Here is an 18,124-nt window from a genome sequence, read left to right as displayed (position 1 = left end):
CGTTCGTGACCCGGCTCAACTGGTGGTGCTGGACTGGTCGGTAGAGTACAACGTTTGTTCTCATTGACTCTCAGGCTCGACCAGCGGGAAGCAATAGCCGATGGCTATCATGGCTGTTGCCACTGAGACGACGAGAAGAGGCGATAGCCATTCCGGATACACTCCTGAGAGTCCGACGATAACCAGTGGGAGGCTCCAAGCCAATCCAAACATTAGCAACGACCCACCGAGCAGACGAGTTCGGTCGTACCGAAGCAAAGAGAGTCCGAACGTCCCAATGCCACCCACGAACACGGCCAAGAGCGTGAAGAAGACGGTATCAACACTGACTGGTAGGACCGTTACGTCGGGGACGAGACCACTGGCGTCAGCTGTGACAGCCCACGCTACTATTGCGATGCTCCCAACCGGAAGCGCCGCCACGAGCGCAACCCCGACGGCAGCTGATGTCGGTGTACGGTCCGAGAGGTACTGATACGACCGAAGCAGTACGAGCGGGAGTAAGACGAAGCCGATTCCGAACGGAATTGACTTGAGAAGCCATGCGAACGGAATCTCACGTAGAATATCACTGAGGGCACCGCTAGTAGCTTCGATGAATATCAGGACGCCAGCAATCGCCAAGAGTCTCCCCGTCCAGTGTTCGATCTCATCTACTTGACTGCTAGCGAGGGCCATATCTGTAATAGACAACTCTCAGAAATATAATTGGTGCAACGCTGACTATGCACACAAATTGAGGCTATCAATCACTTTTCTAATATGAAATAAGGTAGTGGGATGTTACTGTCAAACCTTCAAAATAGAGTAGGTGGCAGACGGCCGCGACAGCGGTTTTTTGCGCCCCCAGGGGGTGAGGGGCGCTCCACAGAGAGCGTCCCGACACAGAACGATGTCTGTCAACAGCCAGGCCGACGGAGTCGCACAGCCAGCAAGCAAACCCGCTGATATTCTCATCGACGAGGTCAACGCACCAACACACCAGGTTCCCTGGCAGTCGCTGGAAGCGAAGGTCCCAACGCTCCGCTCGCCAACGGAGGTGGCTGCCTTCGTCGAGTGTGTTCTGGTCGAACTTCGCCACGAGCCAGTGGCCGCTCGGTACCGCACCAAACAGACGCAAGGCGGTGTCGAGACGATCTGGTGTCGCACCGAGCACACGGGACTGACCGTCGACGCCGAGTACGTCCAACTCCGGAATGATCCTCGAAACGGCGTCGACATCGAACCCTGCTCGCGAGCAACGGTCCGGGAGGCGCTCTGTGAGTGTCTCGATCACGAGGAACTCGGCCGCATCGACGTCCAGCCACTGGCCGCCATCACCCTGGGGGACCAGCGATGAACGAGTTTCAGGCCTTCGCACTGGTGGGCGGGTTCGCGAGTGTGCTCGGCGGAATCGGGTTGGAGATTCTGCTGTCTCGGCGGGACGGTGTCTCCGAGTCACTCGCCAGTGCGCCGACGGTGATATTCTCCTCAGCAGGCGTCGGGCTGGCACTATCGCCGCTGCTGGTCGCGACGATGCGGGCCGGGACCCTCTTCGGCTACGGCGTCGGGATCGTTTCGTTCCTGCTGCTGGCAGTAGTCCTGTTTCGGATCGTCGAAGCGATCCGCGGAGCAGCGAAGGCACAGGCGCTGCCGGACCACTAGCGCTAGCGCTCGCGAGTCGGGAGGGAAAGATCACCGAGAGCAGCCCGCTGGCGAAGCACACACAGATGCGGGCAGACCTCGGTCGACTGGAAGACCTGGCAGCTACACCAGCCAGCATGCTCGCCAGTGGAATACTTGGCGAGCGAGCAGTTGGCCGGGCAGTCGCCGTCGACAGTCACTAGAAACAGGTCCGGGCGACCGCCGCGGTCGATGTCGACGCTGGCCTCGAGTGCAGCCGTCCAGGTCGTCGACCGGGACTGGCGAATCGTCTCGAAGTCGAGGTCTCGCGTGCCCTCGGGTTGGTGGGCAACCCGCTGGTTCGGGACAGAACAATCGCTGGTCGGGGTGGGGGACTCGGCTGTTTTCATGGTGAGTCCTCGTGGTCTTTCGTACTAGCGCTAAGTGCAAGAAAGTTGGGATAGGCGCAATCTACGCCTGATTTTCTGCATCTCAGGGGAACTGAGAGATCCGCTATGGGTAGTGCCTACAGATCCAGTTCACGGAACGCAAGTCAGGAGCGAACGTGGCGCTGGAAAGACGAATCGGATCCCGAACCACTGCCGCCATCTTGGGCCGACGGCGGCCGTCGCGAGTCGCCAACGTCAGAGCAGGTCCCCGTGTATGCAGTCCAGGTTCGCACCGGGCTCTTGCTGGAGTGGAAGGTCAAACCCGCCAGCCGGAAAGTCACCGGAGCACCGCTGCGCGAGCGGCCAGCGATCCGAGCCGTCTACGTCACGGAAGACGCCACGCAGGCGATCGTCGGGGAGTGGGATGCGACAGAGAAGTCCAGCGGCTGGGTTCCCGACGAGGACTTCGCCAGTGTCCTCGCCAAACGCCCCGAGAAACTCGACCCCGTCGGGCCGACGGATCAGCAAGTGTTCCAGCGCCTACTGGCTGATCTGTACGACCTCGGTCACTGTGCTTAACCAACACTGGACCGGGGAGGCGTATGGTGTGTTGGTTAAGACGCAGCAATCCCCCGTTTTCTGTTCCTCCAGAGAGGTGAGAGGATGGCTTCTCCACACGTCGACGTCGACGACCTCATTGCGACGCTCGAACAGATCCGCCAGCGCGGCCACAGCGCCCACACTGTCTTTCGCGACTGGGTGGAGTTGATGTTGTTCGCTCTTCAGCGCCGGGACGAGCCCTATCTGGAAATTCTGGAAGGTTATCGCGAGCGGGCCGACATGGACCAGCCCGACGGGCAACGCTCCGCGGATCTGTTCGCCAACGCATTCGGTCAGCTGCAAGAACGGATGGCCGAGACCGATGCTGACGTTCTCGGGGCGGTGTACGAAGAGTACGGGATGTCCAGCGACGCCTTCGGTCAGCACTTTACCCCACACCCCGTCTGCGAGATGATGGCCGAGATCTCCGGGATCGTCGACGACAGCGAAACCGACGGTCGACAGACAGTCCTCGATCCGGCCTGCGGGAGCGGGCGGATGCTCCTGGTCGGCGCTCGACACCAGCCCACGTCGCTGTTCGTCGGGCAGGACAAGGACCCGCTCTGTGCCAAAATGGCAGCGCTAAACTGCTGTTTCTTCAACATCGATGCGTACATCGTCCAGGGCGACTCGCTGACCGTCAAGTACCAACGAGCCTGGCAGACATCCCACTCTCCGATGGGCGGGAGTGTTCGCGAACTCGACGAAGACGAGACCGAGGACCTCCGGGACTCGCTGACCGCGGCGTTCGAGAACATGGCCAAGGAGCAGTCCAAGGACGACGCTAGCCAGGCGTCCGAAGCCCAGAACGTGAACGTCTCGACGCTATCTGGCCGCGAGCAGGCGTCGTTGCTAGCCTTCGACAGCGACCACTGACCGCACTTTTCTGCGCCCCAGCGGGGTGAGGGGCGTTCCAGAGAGAGCGTTCACGACACAGAACTATGTCGACGCAAGAGCAACCAACACTGCCAGCAGAGAAAGGCGAGGAGTACCGAGAACCGGACGCAGACGAGCAGGACACCGAGAAGGCGACATCGACGGCCGGAGACGATGCGTTCCCCTCCCTGACTGTCGACGCTCGCGGCGTTGCAGAGCGGTTTCGCCGGGTCGGGGACTGGGAGCACACCGAAGCCCTGGAGACACAGGAAATCCGACTCTCGCTCTCCCACGAGATCCAGTCCTACGGCGAGTGGACCGACCTCATTGCCCCGGAGTTTAACCCGCACCGTCCCACGGTCAGGAAGGGCGATATCATCGACCGGTTGTTCGACCAACTCTCAGAACACTACGAGCGTCCGTCGGCGTCGTCGGACGACCCGGCCACCTGGACGATCAACATCAGTGGGTCAGCGGCCGCGTGGCGACGGTTCTTCCTGGAGTACGTTCAGACCGGCGCAGAGGAACACGAACACGCCTATCACGCCGTGGCACATCTCAGCCAGCTCCTCGGTCCAGACATCGCCGGCGACGGTGCAGCGCTAGCAGCACTCGATCTAATCAACGAATACGATCTGGACCACTCCAGAGAACAGTTCGTCGAGGATCTGCAGGAAGACGCGGACGACGAGTAGGACAGGACACCCCTCTATCGACCTGTTTGCCAGGAGATCAAAAGTTGCCACGATCTCCAGTGCCAGCAAAACCGTTCAGAAACCGTACCGTTTGTGCGCCTCGTCGATTGGCACAATCTCCAACACACGGACCTCTGTTTCATCCTCCAAGACGGTGTAGATGGCCGTGTAGGTCCGGGAGATGTGCAGACGGTACCGGTCACGCCGTCCGTCAATAGGGAGCTTTTCTTTGTCGCCCTGACCGCGCCCTGGATATGGGTTCTCGGCAAGATAACCCATTTTCTCCTTGCAGATTCGCTTGGTCTTCTCGTCGGCTATGCTAAGGAATTCACGGGCATCCTCACCGAGTAGGACGTCATATTCAGACATCCGAAAGGGATGTCAGATCGCCACTGTCAGCCTCTTCCAGTTCTTGGAAGCGCTGTTCCAGATCCTGTCGTCGTCGCTGTTGGGCGAGTTCTTGCAGGAGCTCATCGTACGTCTGCCCCGGCTCTTTCAATTCGTGGAGTTCCTTTCGCGTTTCCTCGGTCACTGGGATGCGCTTGTCCGCTGACATTGTTCTACACGTAGGTACAGGCCTGACAGTCTTAACAGTTAGTCTTAACAGTTCTCCCCAGCACCCGACTTCGATCGAGATATCTTGGATGACAACGGCCAGAATAGGCCCGAAAAGTAACCCACTCCCATGTTACGCTGAAGCGGAAAACAGAGTAGCAATTTCTGTTATTTGCTTGCCGAGACACCCCTCTATCGAACTGTTCTGTTTTAGTTTCACCCAGGTGGGTGAGGGTTTAAATCATATGACGAGAACAAGAAGGTGTGTGACCGATCGAAATCCTGAGTTCGATCCTGCAGACATCCGTGGCGCCGCGAGCTCGGATCCCAATGGCGGCTGTCGTGATCCGGGGCGGCCGCCCGGCAACTATCCGACCCGTGACAGGGACGATACCAGTCCCTGTGCGACCTGCTGGCGGGACATCCCCATAGGGGAGCTCGAGTGTCCATTCTGTGCCAACGAGGAAATCAGTGACTGGTCGGTCCCCGAGAGTATGCAGGAGGCGACCGTCGAGCCCTGGTCGTTCGGGCGTGTAGTGATCGCCGTCGTCGAGGCTAACTCCGACTACCACGCACGGGCGTTGGGAGCTGCAGCCTTTTCGATCGCGAGCGAAGGCGATCTGGCCCGTGACTTCGATGTCCCCTACGCGGAAGTCATGCCCCGAGCGGAGTTGAATTCTGAGCCATCGAGGACGCTTGCGAAGGGCTGGCCGAACCTACCACCGGAAGCGTCGGTCGACCACCCCGAGGGGCGGGCTATTCTGGAGGCCGCCGTCAAGGCGACCGATTGGGGCGCTCCAGATGCCGAGCCCATCATCTATCGCGAAGACGGGACGCCGCTGACCAACTCGACAGCCTACGAAGCCCTCTCGGCAGCGATGAATCTCGCCGAGGACGACTACTGGGTCGTCCCGGGTTTCGTCAAGCGCTACGAGATCGACCCCGACGGCGATGCTGTCACCCGGATGGTCAGCGAGTCATCTGTCGAGTACGAGTACTACTGCCGGACCTGTGCCGACATGCGGACCCACACGCACATCGAAACGGACGGATTCACGAGTCATCCCTACATGGACCGGCCGATCTGGGTCTGCAACAACTGTTGCCAGCCTCGGCACGAACCGACCACGGACGACAGCGGCGAGGACACGCCCGATCATTTCCCGGACGGCCTCACCAAAGACGATGCCCACGGCAACGATCCGACTCCTGAGGATCTGGCTGACAGGGAGTTCGAAGAACAAGTCGAGACCTATCAGGAGCGTCTCGGAACGTATCCCTGGAAGTAACGTCGCGGGAGCAAACCTGGGGGGTTCGAGAATCTCCCGCGACAGTTAGGGAGTTGTACAGGTGACAAATAGAGTTGATGATGCCATTCGTCAGTGTCTGGCTGGACGCTCGCTACTGAATTCTATATTGAGCAATGCTTGAGGAGCCACATTCCGGACAGGTTTCTGCCGACTGTTCGACGGTATAGCCACACTGTCGGCACTCAAATACCGGTTCTGATGAAGTCACGAACTCCCGGATACGCTCACGTATCATCGGCAGGTTCGGGATGGACGACTGTGCCACAGCTGGGACAGTCGGCCCAGATCGCATCCTCGCCATCTGTATCTTCGTACTCAAGTAGGATATGGAACCGAGTCAGGTCCGTATCACATTCCGGACATCGGCCGATTCCGTCGGTAGTTGATGACATATTGGTCATGGAGGGCGTTGTAGCTGGTTGTATGCACGCTTCTTTGTTAATTATTGTCAAGAGAGAACGAGCCTTCGTGGCTAGATTATCCTACTCTCCACTACCAGTTTGCTCTGGGCTCCGATGGATACGACTGGACACACTTGATTCCGAGTTGGTTGACCTCTCCCCGGACCTGAAGACGGAGGTATGCGTTTACGGCCTGTATCACACCCCGTTTGCAATATGAGTCTATGTACAGTTGCTCCACGACCCACCCCATTTGCAATATGAGCGCATGAACAATTGCCCCACTACCTACTCCCCGTTTGCAATATGAGCTTGAAGCCAGAAACTCCCGTTTCGCAGGAGATTCTCCACATCCCCCCCTTTTGCAATATGAGCTACCGTAACCTGATGGATTGTAAATTTGAAGTATAAAATATCAAAGTGACAACCGCACTCTCAAAATGTAGTTATGCTTTAGCCTCTCTGCTTGCGAATTCTTGGGCGATGACTGGGTACCAACACCCCGTTTGCAATATGAGCATCTAACGGATTGAACATGTTCAAAGGCGAAGCGACACCCCGTTTGCAATATGAGCTGCCAAAATTGACCATACCCATATTCTCTATTTGGATCTCGTTCAGAAACTCTTGAGATTGTTCCGAACGACCGGTTTGATCATGTCCTCTTCCTCCAAGATATCAGCAAGCCGATCGTCCTTGTCGGCTAGTGTCTCGACCATCACCTCAGCAGAGAGATTGTGGAAGATATACTCAGCGAAAACACCTCTCTCGTTGCCCCGTCCCTTCCGGTTCAACTCGATGACCTCGTAGGTATCCAGCTCCCGCATCCACCGTAGAAAACTGTGCTTCGAACGCTGCTCAATATCCTTGTGCTCAGTGATCCAGTTGTAAAGTGTATGCGCGACGGGAGCAGGCACAGACTGTTCAGTGAACAAATCTGATTGCTTGAGTTGCTGCTGGCCATATTGATTGACAATAGCAGCCGCGAAGAGCGAGACTTGCTTCTGGACGGAGACATTTTCGATTATATCGACGACATAGTTTTTCTCGACTTGGTTTTTCGCTTGCTCCACGTGCTCAGTGGTGACGATGGTTTCTTCACGTCGGTTCGCAATATTTCCGGCCTCTCGAAGGAGGTCAATCGCAAAACGGGCGTCCCCTTCGCCCTGAGCGGCGATCGCTGCGACGTACGGGATCACTTCCGTGTCGAGAGCTTCTTCGTAGAAAGCATCCTGACGGTGTTCCAAGATTTCTCGGAGTTCCTCAGCGTTGTAGTCCGCGAACGAGACCTCGGTTGGATTGAACGTACTGTCAGTTCGGGAATTGAGTCCGTTCATCAAGTTGTTCGGACTGTTTGTCGTGACGATAAGCGTGAATGCGCTGTCCATCTTGCCGATCCGTTTTGCTCGTGAGAGTTTGTAGAGAATATCCGAGAACGCAGGCGCTTTGTCTTTGTTTCGGTTGTCTCCCACGAGGAGGTCTAACTCGTCAAGAATCACGATTCCGAAGTCAAGATGATCGTCGACAATCTCGAAGAGACGATCGTAGCGAGAGCTCGTCGAGACACCAGTTTTCGAGGTATATCTCAGGTCCAGCGCTCGCTCAAACTCGTGAGTAATCTGGTGGACAGCCTCATGTTCCGACTTCTTGTGTTTGCCGTTTATCTCTACGAACTCCATCTCGATATCCCGTGTTTCACCGATATTGATAGCCTTCGTCGCGACAGTCCCGGCGATAAGAGTTTTTCCGGTACCGGAAGGACCACGAAGTAACATATCCTCGGGCTGGTCTCCATGAAGAGCCGGTTTGATGATGTTGATGACTTTATTAAGTTGTTCGTCTCGTCCGACAATTCGGTCCTCGTCAACGATAGTGTCCGGCTCGATGAGATCCTTGTTTTTGAAGACGGTATTATACTCGCTTGTGAGCTGATCGGTGATAGATAGTTGCTGTGAGTCGCCATTTCCCGACTCCTGATTCATGATTGTCGGTTGTTTCAACCGCATCTTGCAAATACCTTTCCCACCACCTGCAAGAAGAGAGCTGAACAGATACACTTTTCTTGAATAGCTGATCAGATTTTTCAGGGAACGTTAGAATTCACACCCACCCCCCATTTGCAATATGAGCGGGGACATCGAAGGAAGGGGGTCGACCTCACGACCACCCATTGAGACGCCTGTATTTTGGGAAAACAATATTAAGAGGTTCTGAACCACCGATTTACAAATAACATTCTATAATAGGAAATATTTTTATACCCCCGACTGAAACTAAACCCATAGTGCAATTAGTTCTAGATACAGATAGTGTATGAGTATCTAGAGTATCTTTTGATAGCTTCTCCCAGTGATGATCCTATTCATCCACTTTTCGCACTTGAGGCCCCTGTGCAGGTGTTTCCGTTCGACGCCTGTGTTTCTCTGGTCTCGTCTCCCAACGCTATATCGATGAAGCTCATATTGCAAATGGGGGGTGGGTGTTCCACTCCATTACATCGTCAGTTCAACCTCTTCGTCTGAAATTCGCCCACTCAACCAGGGTTCGTGGTCTTCTTTCTCGATCGAGTCGTCTACGAGTATTACTCCCCTGAAAAATCAGGGTACATCAGCATTCGGTAATTTGTCTACAGAACACTTTTCACGCATGGATGACCCAAGCACCAGTACACTCCTCACATTCACACTGAGGTGACTACTGCTTCCCGCACAGGCGTACCTTCCACCTTCGCGTGCCCGCTCCGACAGCGGTTATCGAATGCCGCTGAAACATCCCTTTGTTGGGTATGTTACGCAGAGGAATGACAACACGCCACGGGCTCCCTGCTGAGCTCTTTTTATCGGTTTATTCGCGGTTCTAAAACCTCTCATGGATGTTCTATCGGTTTCTGGCCGGTTCTTGACCCCGTGAAAGGTGGTAAAACGATCCGGCGAGGGGTGAAGCGAGCCGAATCCACACTGATAGTCTGCGCTTTATAAGGGGGTACCAGTACATGGATGACGTACGCGATTCAGTCATGTCCACTGCCGATCCCTCCATCCCACGCCCGCCCGCGGTCGCATCGAACCTCCAGGCACTCCTGGCGACGGTCGTTGAGACGATCGTGTCCCTGTTCCAGGGTATCGCCTTCTGGGCGACGATCCCGCTGCCGCTGGTCATCGCAGGCACGCTCGCGACCAACGTCGTCGCGACCCGCCCGCTCCTGGTCGGTGGCTTGGTCGTCCTGAATATCGTCTGTGCTGCTCTCGGTCACAACTACTCGCCAAAGGCATGAGCCTCGCAATGTCCACCACCCACGATACAGAACAGCAATTCAGCAAGACGACGCTGTTCTGTCCGACCTGCGAGCACGCCAGCCCGATCGAGGGCGACTGGATCATGGACGATGCCCTCCATCGCGAGCGGCTTCTCTGTCCTCGCTGCGGTGCCATCGTCGTCGATCAGCCGTCGACGTAGAAAATCTCGCTGACGGCGAGTTGGATGTGTTTGTGGGCCGGACAAAGGATAGCCAGGAGCTAAGAATTCATCGATCGACAATCCCGTACGACCACGTGGGAGGGCCTTCTTTGATCGTCCCAACAAGGTCGGGAATCTCTGCTTGGAACAGCAGAGCTCGACCTTCCTGTCGAACCGCCCGATACTCGACGGCGATAGGCGTGAATCGAGCAGTCCCTTCGCTAGCTCTGAACTGAATACTGCCGCCATCGACACTGAATTGTTCTCCGGTCTGGGCTGCCTTATCCGAATCTGGATACGCAGCCACCACTGTTTTTGTTTGTTCCTCAAGGTCGATACCAACGGACTGTGAACGTGGGGCTGTCTCACCGTCTTCGATGTACGCCGGCCCGTATGTCGTCACGATATCCATGTTCGCGACATGCCTGACAGGGTGATCATCCAGATTACGCTCTGTTCCGGCTCGCTCTAGCGTTTCCTGTAGGTGATAGTCACTCTCGTCACCTGTCAAGTCACCATCTGACCCAACCTCTACGAGCAATAGTCCATCTTCGATTACAGTTACTTTGTGGATTAGTTGCCCATTATCACTGAGTCCTCCCCCACCTCCCTCCAGCACAGTCATCCCATTCAGTTCACGTCCGTTAGCTGATGTCAGGTCCTTCAAACGTTGTTTCAATTCTGGTTTCGAAGATGACTCTGGTAGTTGGAACACAGCTACATGACGTTGCTCTTCTGCTTCACCCGTCTTGTCGATCGTGAGCGCAGCCATAGCAGGAATGTCTCGGCTATGGTGCCAACCACTCCCCTCCTGCCCAACGACAAATGGCTCGCCACCAGCTACCACATCTTTTGGAATGAGTGGCAGTCGTCCCTGTTCATTCACGTATGCTGCGGGCGCGGACAGCCATGAGACGAACTCAGGCCACGTTACGCCGTTCATCGTTTTCACTTGGCTATAGAGATTGTAGGGTTCAGCATATCCGGATGAAATTCCGGGACCGTTTTCGGACGGTTTGACCCAGTTTGAACCGCGGAGAGTCACATCGCGCTCTTCTTCACCGAATGCCCCCAGACATCCCGTCAAACTGGCACTCGCGGCTACGCCACCTAACGTACGTAGCACCGCTCTCCGATCTGTACGTGAACTATCGGACAAGTTCTTGGTCATTTCTTAATAAGCCCGAGCGGGTCATTAAAATTCTTCCTCAACCCAGGAAGGCCGGGAAACAGCGGTACTTCCCAGTTCCTGGATTTGGTAGCTTCTGTTTTCAGCTATGCCGGTCTCGCCCGATGATGAAGTTTTCACCTTGATATCTACAGAGCGAGCTATACTTTCCGGGTCAACTAAGAGTGACCCACTTGACTCCGCAACAGTATCATCAAAGGCATTCTGGCTTACGCTTTCTATCTTGAATTCAACAACTGGCCGACCACTACGATCGGTGGTCTGTACTGGAGTAAATTCTGAAATTTCGAGAATATTCCGGAGATAGTATCCTCGGATATGTTTGATAATATTCGCCCACAAGATCTCTTCATCGCCTGGGAGGTCTTCTCTATAATAACTGTTCGATGCATGAAAGTCGCTGAAAGATCTCTCTGTTTTTCCTGTGTAGTATTCATAACCACTATGCGTTTCGTATTTTATGTATAATGTCTCACCATCAAAATACACTTCATTGGCAAAATCAGAGTCCCCAACTTTCCGGTAGTGGCGATTATCCTTGAAACCACTGTGAAAGCGTAATGTTGTCCCGTCATGCTCTAGTCTGACATCGTACCCATTGTTAGCCAACGCAGTACGTGTTGAACCAACAATGGTAGCAGGGTCAGTGATCCCGTCTTGCGAGGTTCCAGCGGGGTACTCTTCCTCTGAAATATTCGGGCCTCCAAAACTGGAACATCCTGCAACCGATGCACTAACTATACCAGCACCTGATATGGCAAACTCCCGTCTGAACATGCTGTTAGACATTTATCTATTCACTCCAGCCACCGCGACACTTCGTTGACAATCCATCTGATAAATTATTGGGAAATTCCAACACAAAAGCTGAATGGATACGGTAATTATATTACCTACCGACATATTAGCTCCGACGTGTGAACGTCAAATCGGTTCTCTTGTGGATTGGCAGTCTCTTGTTGCTACTTCTCGGCGTTGTGTTTCTGTTTGGCGCCCCACCTATCGGGATTGTTCTGATAGTGGCGGGGCTGTACTTGCTTCCCGCAATAGAATTTAATTTCCAGATCGTTGAGGCACTGTTCTGGCTCGGCGGTATCGTACTCATCCTGCTGGGACTACTGTTCCTGAGTTCGACAGTGATCGGAGGTGTACTCGGTATCCTCAGTGGATTGTTAGCACTGCCACCGGCCAGAGATCTGTTGACGAGCCGTGTGGAACTCAGATTTGAACGGGCTATCATGGCTACCATCGTACTACTCGTCGCCGGGGCGTCGTTCGGTGCCATCTATGTCCAGGAAAGTCAGTCAGACCCGCCAACGATCAAACAGCACGATGCAGGTGAACAATTCAGCGTCGAGGGAACGACCAGTTCCGTTGCGTTCACGGTTGAGAAAGTTCGAACAGTCCCGACACTCCAGCCAGGTGAAACCGACGGCCAGGACGGCGAAACAAACATACTTGTCGTCGTCCGCATGGAAAATTTGGGTGAAGACCCAGTCACAGTCTGGAAAGACGATCTGGCTGTCGTAACTGAGGATGATGAGGTGTACCAGTCAGCAACAGAGGTCTCTAGTGACATCCCCTCTGACGACGAGTACACAGGGGTATCTGTCGGTGAAGTAAGCCCTCGGATTGAACCTGGAGGAGAGCTCCGGAGAACGTACGTTTTCACGGCCACTGAAGACGGAACATATCTATTCACGGTATCGACTACCGAGCAGTTCTCGCCTGCTGCCAACCACTACGTTCCGATCGGGCGCGTCGAAGTCGACACGGAGTGAACTGTACTGAGCAACTACTATTCTCATCAAAAACCCATTATGAATGACAAATCGTACACACGACGGCAGTTTGTTCGAACAGGTGGAATCGCTAGCATGCTCGCAATCGCGGGGTGTAGCGGCGAAAATGAATCAGTAACTGACCCTGACCCGCCGGATGTTGAGGAGCAAACTGAGGTGGAATCGGTGGAGCCGGTTGAGACCAATCAAACACCGACAATCAACGAGGAACAGTTGACGCCTGATGGCTATCCGCGAATAACGATGAACTGGGTGAACTATTTTAAAAATGCCCTCCCATCCCTATCAGAGGAATCTCTACTAGTCGCGACAGCTGAAGACGCCCCGCAGAGAGCGCTTGACCTAGGCGTCGTTAGTATGGTATCAGGTGCCGGGTATTATGAAGAGTACCAGACAGCCTATGGAGCCAAGGAACGGTTGCGAGTTGATGTCGGGGACACGTTGGAGACATATCACGTAGACACTCTGGAAGTAACAGAAAAAATCGAGGTCGACAGCTATCCGAACACGGTACTCATCCTTGAGAGTAATCTGGATTTGTTCGCACTCACGCGGGCAGGTGGACTCATCGCCGGTGGGAGTATCGACAAAGACAATTACATGGACCCCAAGCAAACCCTTATTGACCAGCTTCAGACCGGGGAGCAGCCCGAAGGTGGTGGGATGGCGCAAAATCCGTGGGACATTCTGCCTCTATTTGATGAGCAATACGGGCACGAGTCGCTCGATCTTTCGACGAACAACGCCGCAAGCACGCCGATGGATGGCTTCTCCAAAGAGCAGGCAAAGGAACTCGTTCTGGAGTGGTACGATGAGTCCAAATACGATGATGATGACTTCCAATACCGTGAAACACGGCTTGATGACTACCCTATCGATTCACACGAAGCATACGATGTCATCGTCAACGTTCCGGATGAGAATCTAAGTGCTACAGTCACAAGTTGGGTTGACTCGGAATACGCGACTCGCCACGCTCAAAAAGTGATTTCGCAGACGCGATGGACCTTCCACCCCGCGTTCCTCAATGAGGACTACCAAGAATCCAGTCTCGGCCCGTATGATAGTTCTAACAACGGTGTCGAATATCCGAACTGCGGATTAGTTACTGAAGATGGCGTTCATAAACTCAGAAAACAAACAGAGGCCCCAAGTCAGGAAAGACCGATTACGTACGATGTGTTTTCCGGGAACATAACAATTGTGCGATAATATTTTCTGCACTGTGGCCTGCGAGATTGGTGATTCCTCAGGGTATCGGGGGAGGTTCGTCGATCACGGGGCTACTTGACATGGCAATACTAATCTGGAACTGGTGCCACTGGTAGAGAGTCTTAGAGGCTTGAGATGGACCTTAACCAACTAATTCCCCCCTGCCGAGCTGATGTTGGTTAAGATAACATTGTCCACTCTTTTGTTTCAGTCTGTCTCGATCCTGAAGCAGCGTATCAACGTCCTCGCCAACACGTGTGCCTATGCATGCACAGTCCCAACTGGAGGTATGCCCAGCTCGTCTCGGTCTATCCTTGCGATCTTTCTAGTCACGCTGCTTGTCCTCGCTGGCTGTGTCTCAGGTGGTCCGATCGAGTCGCCCACCGAGTCACCGGTGGAGGAAGCCACGACGGCTGGGGCAACACAGACGGCAGTCGAGGGAACTGTCGAGGTCCATTTCATCAACGTCGGACAGTCGGTGAGTACGCTCGTGGTCGGACCCACAGGAGAAACGATGCTCGTTGATACAGGGCATTTCACCGACGACGGCGAGTACGTCTTGCAGTATCTCCAGGCCCACGGCATCGAGCGGCTGGATCATCTGGTCGTCTCGCATAACGACGCGGACCACATCGGCGGGAACGCGGCGATTATCGACTACTACGAGACCGAAGCCGACGGCATCGGTGCGATCTACGATCCCGGTATCGCCGCGAGTACACAGACGTATTCGGAGTACTTGGATGCCGTCGAAGACACGGTGTGACGCTGTACGAGACCCGCGAGGGGGACCGAGTTCGGATGGAGGGTGTCGATGTCGCTGTGCTTGGTCCGCCCCAGCCCTATCTCGAAAACGGCGCTCGTAACGAGAACAGTATCGTCCTCAAACTCACCTACGGGGAGACGAGTTTCCTCCTGACTGGTGATGCCGAAGATGATCAGGAGGCCTATCTTGTCGACACCTATGGTGAGCAGTTACAGGCGACGGTTCTGAAAGCTGGCCACCACGGTTCAGCCTCTTCGACGAGCGGCTCGCTGCTTGATACGGTCCAGCCCCAGGCAGTCATCATCTCCAGTGCCTACGAGTCACAGTATGGCCATCCCGCCGAGGCAGTGTTGGAACGGTCAGCTGACCGGTCGATTCCGGCCTACTGGACAGCAACACACGGCAATATCGTTCTCGTGAGCGACGGCTCCGGTGTCGCCGTCCGAACACAGCAGGCGGCCCCGACGGAGCCGACAGCAGTACGCGAGGGAACGGCGATCGCTCCAGGCACCAGTGGGGACGTGGTTGAACGAGATCGCTACGGCGGCCAGTCTGGTGCGTCACCAGCGACGGTCGCTGATACCGATGGGAATTCGAATGCGCTAGAAATTGTGTCGATCACAGCTGACCCAGCGGGTGATGATCGCCAGAACCTCACCGGCGAGACAGTCACGTTCCGCAACGGTGGCGACGAGTCGCTTGAGTTGTCTGGATGGACCGTCGCAGATGCCGCTGGTCGGACTTACACGTTCCCGGACGGTTACACGCTGGCTGCCGGGGAGACGGTGACGCTGCACACTGGGTCAGGGACAGATACGGCGACGGATCTGTACTGGGGATCGGGGTCACCAATCTGGAACAACGGCGGCGATACGGTAATCGTACGCAACAGTGATAGTGATACTGTACTAACAGAACAATACGAATGAGTGAAACTATCGCCCTTGACGATGGCACATACACGGCAGTCGTCGATACAATCGAGGACGGGTTCGCGACGGTGTTTTTCGAACGCGATGGAGCAGAGGTCGGCAATGCAGTCCTGGAGGAAGCAGCGATGCCCGAGGCTGCGGGACAGGATGCGATTTTCTCTGTTGAAATCGAGTCCGGGTCAATCACAGACTGGGCATACGACGCAGACACGACGGAGTCACGCCAAGACGCTGCGCAGAGTCGGTTCGACCGGCTCTCGAGTCGACCCCCTTCGGATGAAGAGACGTAATTGGATGCCTTCGATGCTACGAACACTAATTTGACATCAGTCTAAGCCGCCGTCTATGACTCGTGCGGCCTGCCGGACCAGTGCATCGTGAGGGTCAGTTTCTGGCCGGCGTTCGAGTACTTGATTGAACGAGTCGTTGAGTGTGGTCTCCGAGCGGCAGGCTATCGCGGTCGCAGCGACTGATGGACTCCGAGAGGCTCCAGCCGAACAGTGAACTAAGACACGGTCGCCGGAGTCTCGATGGGCAACAACCGTGCGCACAGCCTCGGTAAACGCTTGGGAATCGTTCTGGGGACCGTCGGTCATAGGGACGCTTTCGACCGTCACATCAGATAGAAACCCACTGCGTGGTTCGCCGTGTGTCAACGAGACAACGGTCGCGATGTTGTGCTCATGGAGTAGCACCTCGTCACTGGCGTCCTCGGTGGTCCCGACGAACAATCCATCTGCAACCTCGTCCATGCCCTCAGATCACTCCTCGCTGCAGTCGTACACGACTTCGACACTCTCGGAAACAGTAATCGGCGCTGGATGGAGATCAACGTCTTGACTCGAGGCCAGTGCCTCGTCGACGATGCTCTCGAACCCAGAGCTCATGTCTTTCGTCGTCGCCTCGTGCATCGCTGTCACGGTGAGGCCCTCGGCAGCTGCGATCCGTTCGGCTTTCTCACGAGCGCGGTCCATCGCTGAGGCGATAGCCTCGTTCTGGAGGGCCTGCCGGGTTTCCTCGTGGAACTGAAACTGGACCGTCTGGATCTGGCCGCCGGCGTTCGTCACGTCGATCACGACCGACTCGGCATGGTCCAGGACACACTCGATCTGGAACCGTTCGGTTGCCTCGAACGGCGCATCAGTAGCGGGATCGAACGCCTCAGTCGTATCTTGCACCTGCACCTCAACTGTCGTGACCTGCTCGGGTGCGACCGCGGTAATCGACTCTCGCAGCGTGGCCGCTCGATCTTTGACGACGGCGCGCGCATCCTTCGCGGAGTCACCTGGACCTGTGACGTAGGCCTCCACGATCGCGACCTCCGGGACTGCCCCAGATCGACCAACGGCGTCGACAGTCACCGTCGGCGATTGCATAACCGAACCGACCTTCTCGAACAGTATCAAATTTTGTCAGACGGTCTGGTACTTGCGACTGGGACTCAGTGTGGAAGTTTCCCCTGTGGTCGGTTGTCAGCATCTGGGACTCGTTTCGATCTGGGAGCTTGCTTCGTCCGCGGGGTAGCATACAACCTTAACCAACAAAACCTCCTTTATTGATGGTATGTTGGTTAAGAAATTCTGATAACAACCACCGGGTTAATCCACAGTGATTCCCGGGACAGACAGCTCTATATAGTAAATTCGTGGTTCGTCTGCCGCTGGATCGCTGGGAACCGAATGCAGCAGGTCCTGACGGGCCGTCACAGCCAGCACAATCGAATCGAGGATATCGTCTCGGCGGGACCTCCTTGCGTAGGTAGTTCTCCCGTGTCTCTTCGTAGAGCGCTTCTGCGTTCTCGAGAGTCTCGGACAGGAGGTACATTCAGAGCGCACGCCCTTGTTGCGAAGACTTTGCGTAGGCGATCGGCTGGTCGTTTAGGGCGGCAAAGCACAACTCCGGATGACTCTCCTTGACCTGTCCGTCGTACTTATCGCCGACAACAGCGCCGACTTCAACGATCTTCTCTCTGATGTAGAACGCTTGCTGGGACAGCCCGTGTCCGACGGTGTCCTTGTGAGCCTGGTTTGCCTCCTCATAGTCGTCTGCGTTCGCTGCGGCCTCACAGGGTGGCCAGAACACCGACGAGCGACGGCTTCCCAGAAGGTCTCTCGCGTGTTGGTCACACCGCCGGCGCTCAGCCTCGGGAAGTCCGATCGGGATATCGACGAGGATATGCTTGGCGTGGTCGTGCGCATTGCGAAGGTCCGCGAACTCCCCGTAGGTCTCAGTATTCGCCCCGTCGGGGGTGATGACAGTCGCAACCCAGCCAGCGGGACAGGCGTCGACACCGACAACAGTGTCGTCGTTCGACATGGCGTATCAGTTCGACGGTGGCA

General features: G+C 55.5%; 22 protein-coding genes and 1 pseudogene. 12 read left to right on the top strand and 11 right to left on the bottom strand.

Going from position 1 to position 18,124, the window contains the following annotated elements:
* Positions 1-60 precede the first annotated feature (60 nt).
* The gene (locus P0204_RS19505) at positions 61-678 is read right to left on the bottom strand and encodes a hypothetical protein (protein WP_276224061.1); all 618 of its coding nucleotides are present in this window, start codon (positions 676-678) and stop codon (positions 61-63) included.
* 214 nt (positions 679-892) lie between these two features.
* Here P0204_RS19505 and P0204_RS19500 point away from each other — a divergent pair, with 214 nt between their 5' ends.
* Both P0204_RS19500 and P0204_RS19495 read left to right on the top strand, forming a co-directional pair.
* Complete coding sequence (locus P0204_RS19500) at positions 893-1,339, top strand: DUF8030 family protein (RefSeq protein WP_276224059.1); 447 nt, start codon at positions 893-895, stop codon at positions 1,337-1,339.
* A complete protein-coding gene (locus P0204_RS19495; RefSeq protein ID WP_276224058.1) occupies positions 1,336-1,644 on the top strand; it encodes a hypothetical protein in 309 nt (102 codons plus the stop codon). Before P0204_RS19500 ends, P0204_RS19495 begins: the two co-directional genes overlap by 4 nt.
* Positions 1,645-1,646: 2 nt before the next feature.
* Here the strand turns inward: P0204_RS19495 and P0204_RS19490 are convergent, their stop codons facing one another.
* Complete coding sequence (locus tag P0204_RS19490; RefSeq protein ID WP_276224055.1) at positions 1,647-2,012, bottom strand: hypothetical protein; 366 nt, start codon at positions 2,010-2,012, stop codon at positions 1,647-1,649.
* A gap of 105 nt (positions 2,013-2,117) precedes the next feature.
* On the opposite strand from P0204_RS19490, the gene P0204_RS19485 reads away from it, so the two are divergent.
* The 3 genes from P0204_RS19485 to P0204_RS19475 all read left to right on the top strand — a co-directional run bounded on the left by P0204_RS19485 (position 2,118) and on the right by P0204_RS19475 (position 4,162).
* Positions 2,118-2,570 (top strand): hypothetical protein, encoded by a 453-nt coding sequence (locus tag P0204_RS19485; RefSeq protein WP_276224053.1) that lies wholly within the window; start codon positions 2,118-2,120, stop codon positions 2,568-2,570.
* 84 nt (positions 2,571-2,654) lie between these two features.
* Positions 2,655-3,467: an N-6 DNA methylase gene (locus P0204_RS19480; protein WP_276224051.1), complete on the top strand. Its 813-nt coding sequence runs from the start codon at positions 2,655-2,657 to the stop codon at positions 3,465-3,467.
* A gap of 65 nt (positions 3,468-3,532) precedes the next feature.
* Positions 3,533-4,162, top strand: coding sequence for a hypothetical protein (locus tag P0204_RS19475; protein ID WP_276224050.1), 630 nt, complete (start codon positions 3,533-3,535; stop codon positions 4,160-4,162).
* 75 nt (positions 4,163-4,237) lie between these two features.
* Here P0204_RS19475 and P0204_RS19470 read toward each other — a convergent pair whose 3' ends face one another.
* Together P0204_RS19470 and P0204_RS19465 are read right to left on the bottom strand one after the other, a co-directional pair.
* The gene (locus P0204_RS19470) at positions 4,238-4,531 is read right to left on the bottom strand and encodes a type II toxin-antitoxin system RelE family toxin (protein ID WP_276224048.1); all 294 of its coding nucleotides are present in this window, start codon (positions 4,529-4,531) and stop codon (positions 4,238-4,240) included.
* Positions 4,524-4,718 (bottom strand): DUF7557 family protein, encoded by a 195-nt coding sequence (locus tag P0204_RS19465; protein ID WP_276224046.1) that lies wholly within the window; start codon positions 4,716-4,718, stop codon positions 4,524-4,526. Before P0204_RS19465 ends, P0204_RS19470 begins: the two co-directional genes overlap by 8 nt.
* A 493-nt stretch (positions 4,719-5,211) precedes the next feature.
* On the opposite strand from P0204_RS19465, the gene P0204_RS19460 reads away from it, so the two are divergent.
* Entirely contained in the window at positions 5,212-6,006 is a 795-nt protein-coding gene (locus P0204_RS19460) for a hypothetical protein (protein ID WP_276224044.1), read from the top strand.
* A gap of 245 nt (positions 6,007-6,251) precedes the next feature.
* Here the strand turns inward: P0204_RS19460 and P0204_RS21275 are convergent, their stop codons facing one another.
* Together P0204_RS21275 and P0204_RS19455 are read right to left on the bottom strand one after the other, a co-directional pair.
* The gene (locus P0204_RS21275; RefSeq protein WP_473092354.1) at positions 6,252-6,419 is read right to left on the bottom strand and encodes a DUF7837 family putative zinc-binding protein; all 168 of its coding nucleotides are present in this window, start codon (positions 6,417-6,419) and stop codon (positions 6,252-6,254) included.
* 626 nt (positions 6,420-7,045) lie between these two features.
* Positions 7,046-8,410: a Cdc6/Cdc18 family protein gene (locus P0204_RS19455; protein ID WP_276224043.1), complete on the bottom strand. Its 1,365-nt coding sequence runs from the start codon at positions 8,408-8,410 to the stop codon at positions 7,046-7,048.
* 1,010 nt (positions 8,411-9,420) lie between these two features.
* Here P0204_RS19455 and P0204_RS19450 point away from each other — a divergent pair.
* A complete protein-coding gene (locus P0204_RS19450; protein WP_276224042.1) occupies positions 9,421-9,702 on the top strand; it encodes a DUF8028 family protein in 282 nt (93 codons plus the stop codon).
* Positions 9,703-9,710: 8 nt separating this feature from the next.
* Complete coding sequence (locus P0204_RS19445; protein ID WP_276224040.1) at positions 9,711-9,884, top strand: DUF8106 domain-containing protein; 174 nt, start codon at positions 9,711-9,713, stop codon at positions 9,882-9,884.
* A 67-nt stretch (positions 9,885-9,951) separates the two neighbouring features.
* On the opposite strand, the gene P0204_RS19440 is transcribed toward P0204_RS19445, so the two are convergent.
* The gene (locus tag P0204_RS19440) at positions 9,952-11,055 is read right to left on the bottom strand and encodes a hypothetical protein (protein ID WP_276224037.1); all 1,104 of its coding nucleotides are present in this window, start codon (positions 11,053-11,055) and stop codon (positions 9,952-9,954) included.
* A 24-nt stretch (positions 11,056-11,079) separates the two neighbouring features.
* The gene (locus tag P0204_RS19435) at positions 11,080-11,862 is read right to left on the bottom strand and encodes a hypothetical protein (protein ID WP_276224036.1); all 783 of its coding nucleotides are present in this window, start codon (positions 11,860-11,862) and stop codon (positions 11,080-11,082) included.
* Positions 11,863-11,990: 128 nt separating this feature from the next.
* Between P0204_RS19435 and P0204_RS19430 the strand changes: the two genes are divergently transcribed.
* The 4 genes and pseudogenes from P0204_RS19430 to P0204_RS19415 all read left to right on the top strand — a co-directional run bounded on the left by P0204_RS19430 (position 11,991) and on the right by P0204_RS19415 (position 16,075).
* Positions 11,991-12,854: a hypothetical protein gene (locus P0204_RS19430; RefSeq protein WP_276224035.1), complete on the top strand. Its 864-nt coding sequence runs from the start codon at positions 11,991-11,993 to the stop codon at positions 12,852-12,854.
* Positions 12,855-12,950: 96 nt separating this feature from the next.
* Entirely contained in the window at positions 12,951-14,087 is a 1,137-nt protein-coding gene (locus P0204_RS19425) for a hypothetical protein (protein WP_276224033.1), read from the top strand.
* Positions 14,088-14,376: 289 nt separating this feature from the next.
* A pseudogene (locus P0204_RS19420) lies at positions 14,377-15,782 on the top strand (lamin tail domain-containing protein).
* The gene (locus P0204_RS19415) at positions 15,779-16,075 is read left to right on the top strand and encodes a DUF3006 family protein (protein ID WP_276224032.1); all 297 of its coding nucleotides are present in this window, start codon (positions 15,779-15,781) and stop codon (positions 16,073-16,075) included. The pseudogene P0204_RS19420 and the gene P0204_RS19415 overlap by 4 nt, the downstream one beginning before the upstream one ends.
* Positions 16,076-16,111: 36 nt before the next feature.
* Here the strand turns inward: P0204_RS19415 and P0204_RS19410 are convergent, their stop codons facing one another.
* The 3 genes from P0204_RS19410 to P0204_RS19400 all read right to left on the bottom strand — a co-directional run bounded on the left by P0204_RS19410 (position 16,112) and on the right by P0204_RS19400 (position 18,101).
* On the bottom strand, positions 16,112-16,537 hold the full coding sequence (locus P0204_RS19410; RefSeq protein ID WP_276224031.1) for a dual specificity protein phosphatase family protein: 426 nt from the start codon (positions 16,535-16,537) through the stop codon (positions 16,112-16,114).
* Positions 16,538-16,546: 9 nt separating this feature from the next.
* Positions 16,547-17,161: an SIMPL domain-containing protein gene (locus P0204_RS19405; RefSeq protein WP_276224030.1), complete on the bottom strand. Its 615-nt coding sequence runs from the start codon at positions 17,159-17,161 to the stop codon at positions 16,547-16,549.
* Between the two features lie 448 nt (positions 17,162-17,609).
* Complete coding sequence (locus tag P0204_RS19400) at positions 17,610-18,101, bottom strand: DUF429 domain-containing protein (RefSeq protein WP_276224029.1); 492 nt, start codon at positions 18,099-18,101, stop codon at positions 17,610-17,612.
* Positions 18,102-18,124: the final 23 nt, after the last annotated feature.

Origin of the sequence: Haloarcula halophila, assembly GCF_029278565.1 — an archaeon.
Taxonomy (GTDB): Archaea; Halobacteriota; Halobacteria; order Halobacteriales; family Haloarculaceae; genus Haloarcula; species Haloarcula halophila.
The sequence above is the reverse complement of the archived record's forward strand: the minus strand, read 5'-3'. Positions and strand labels throughout refer to the sequence as shown.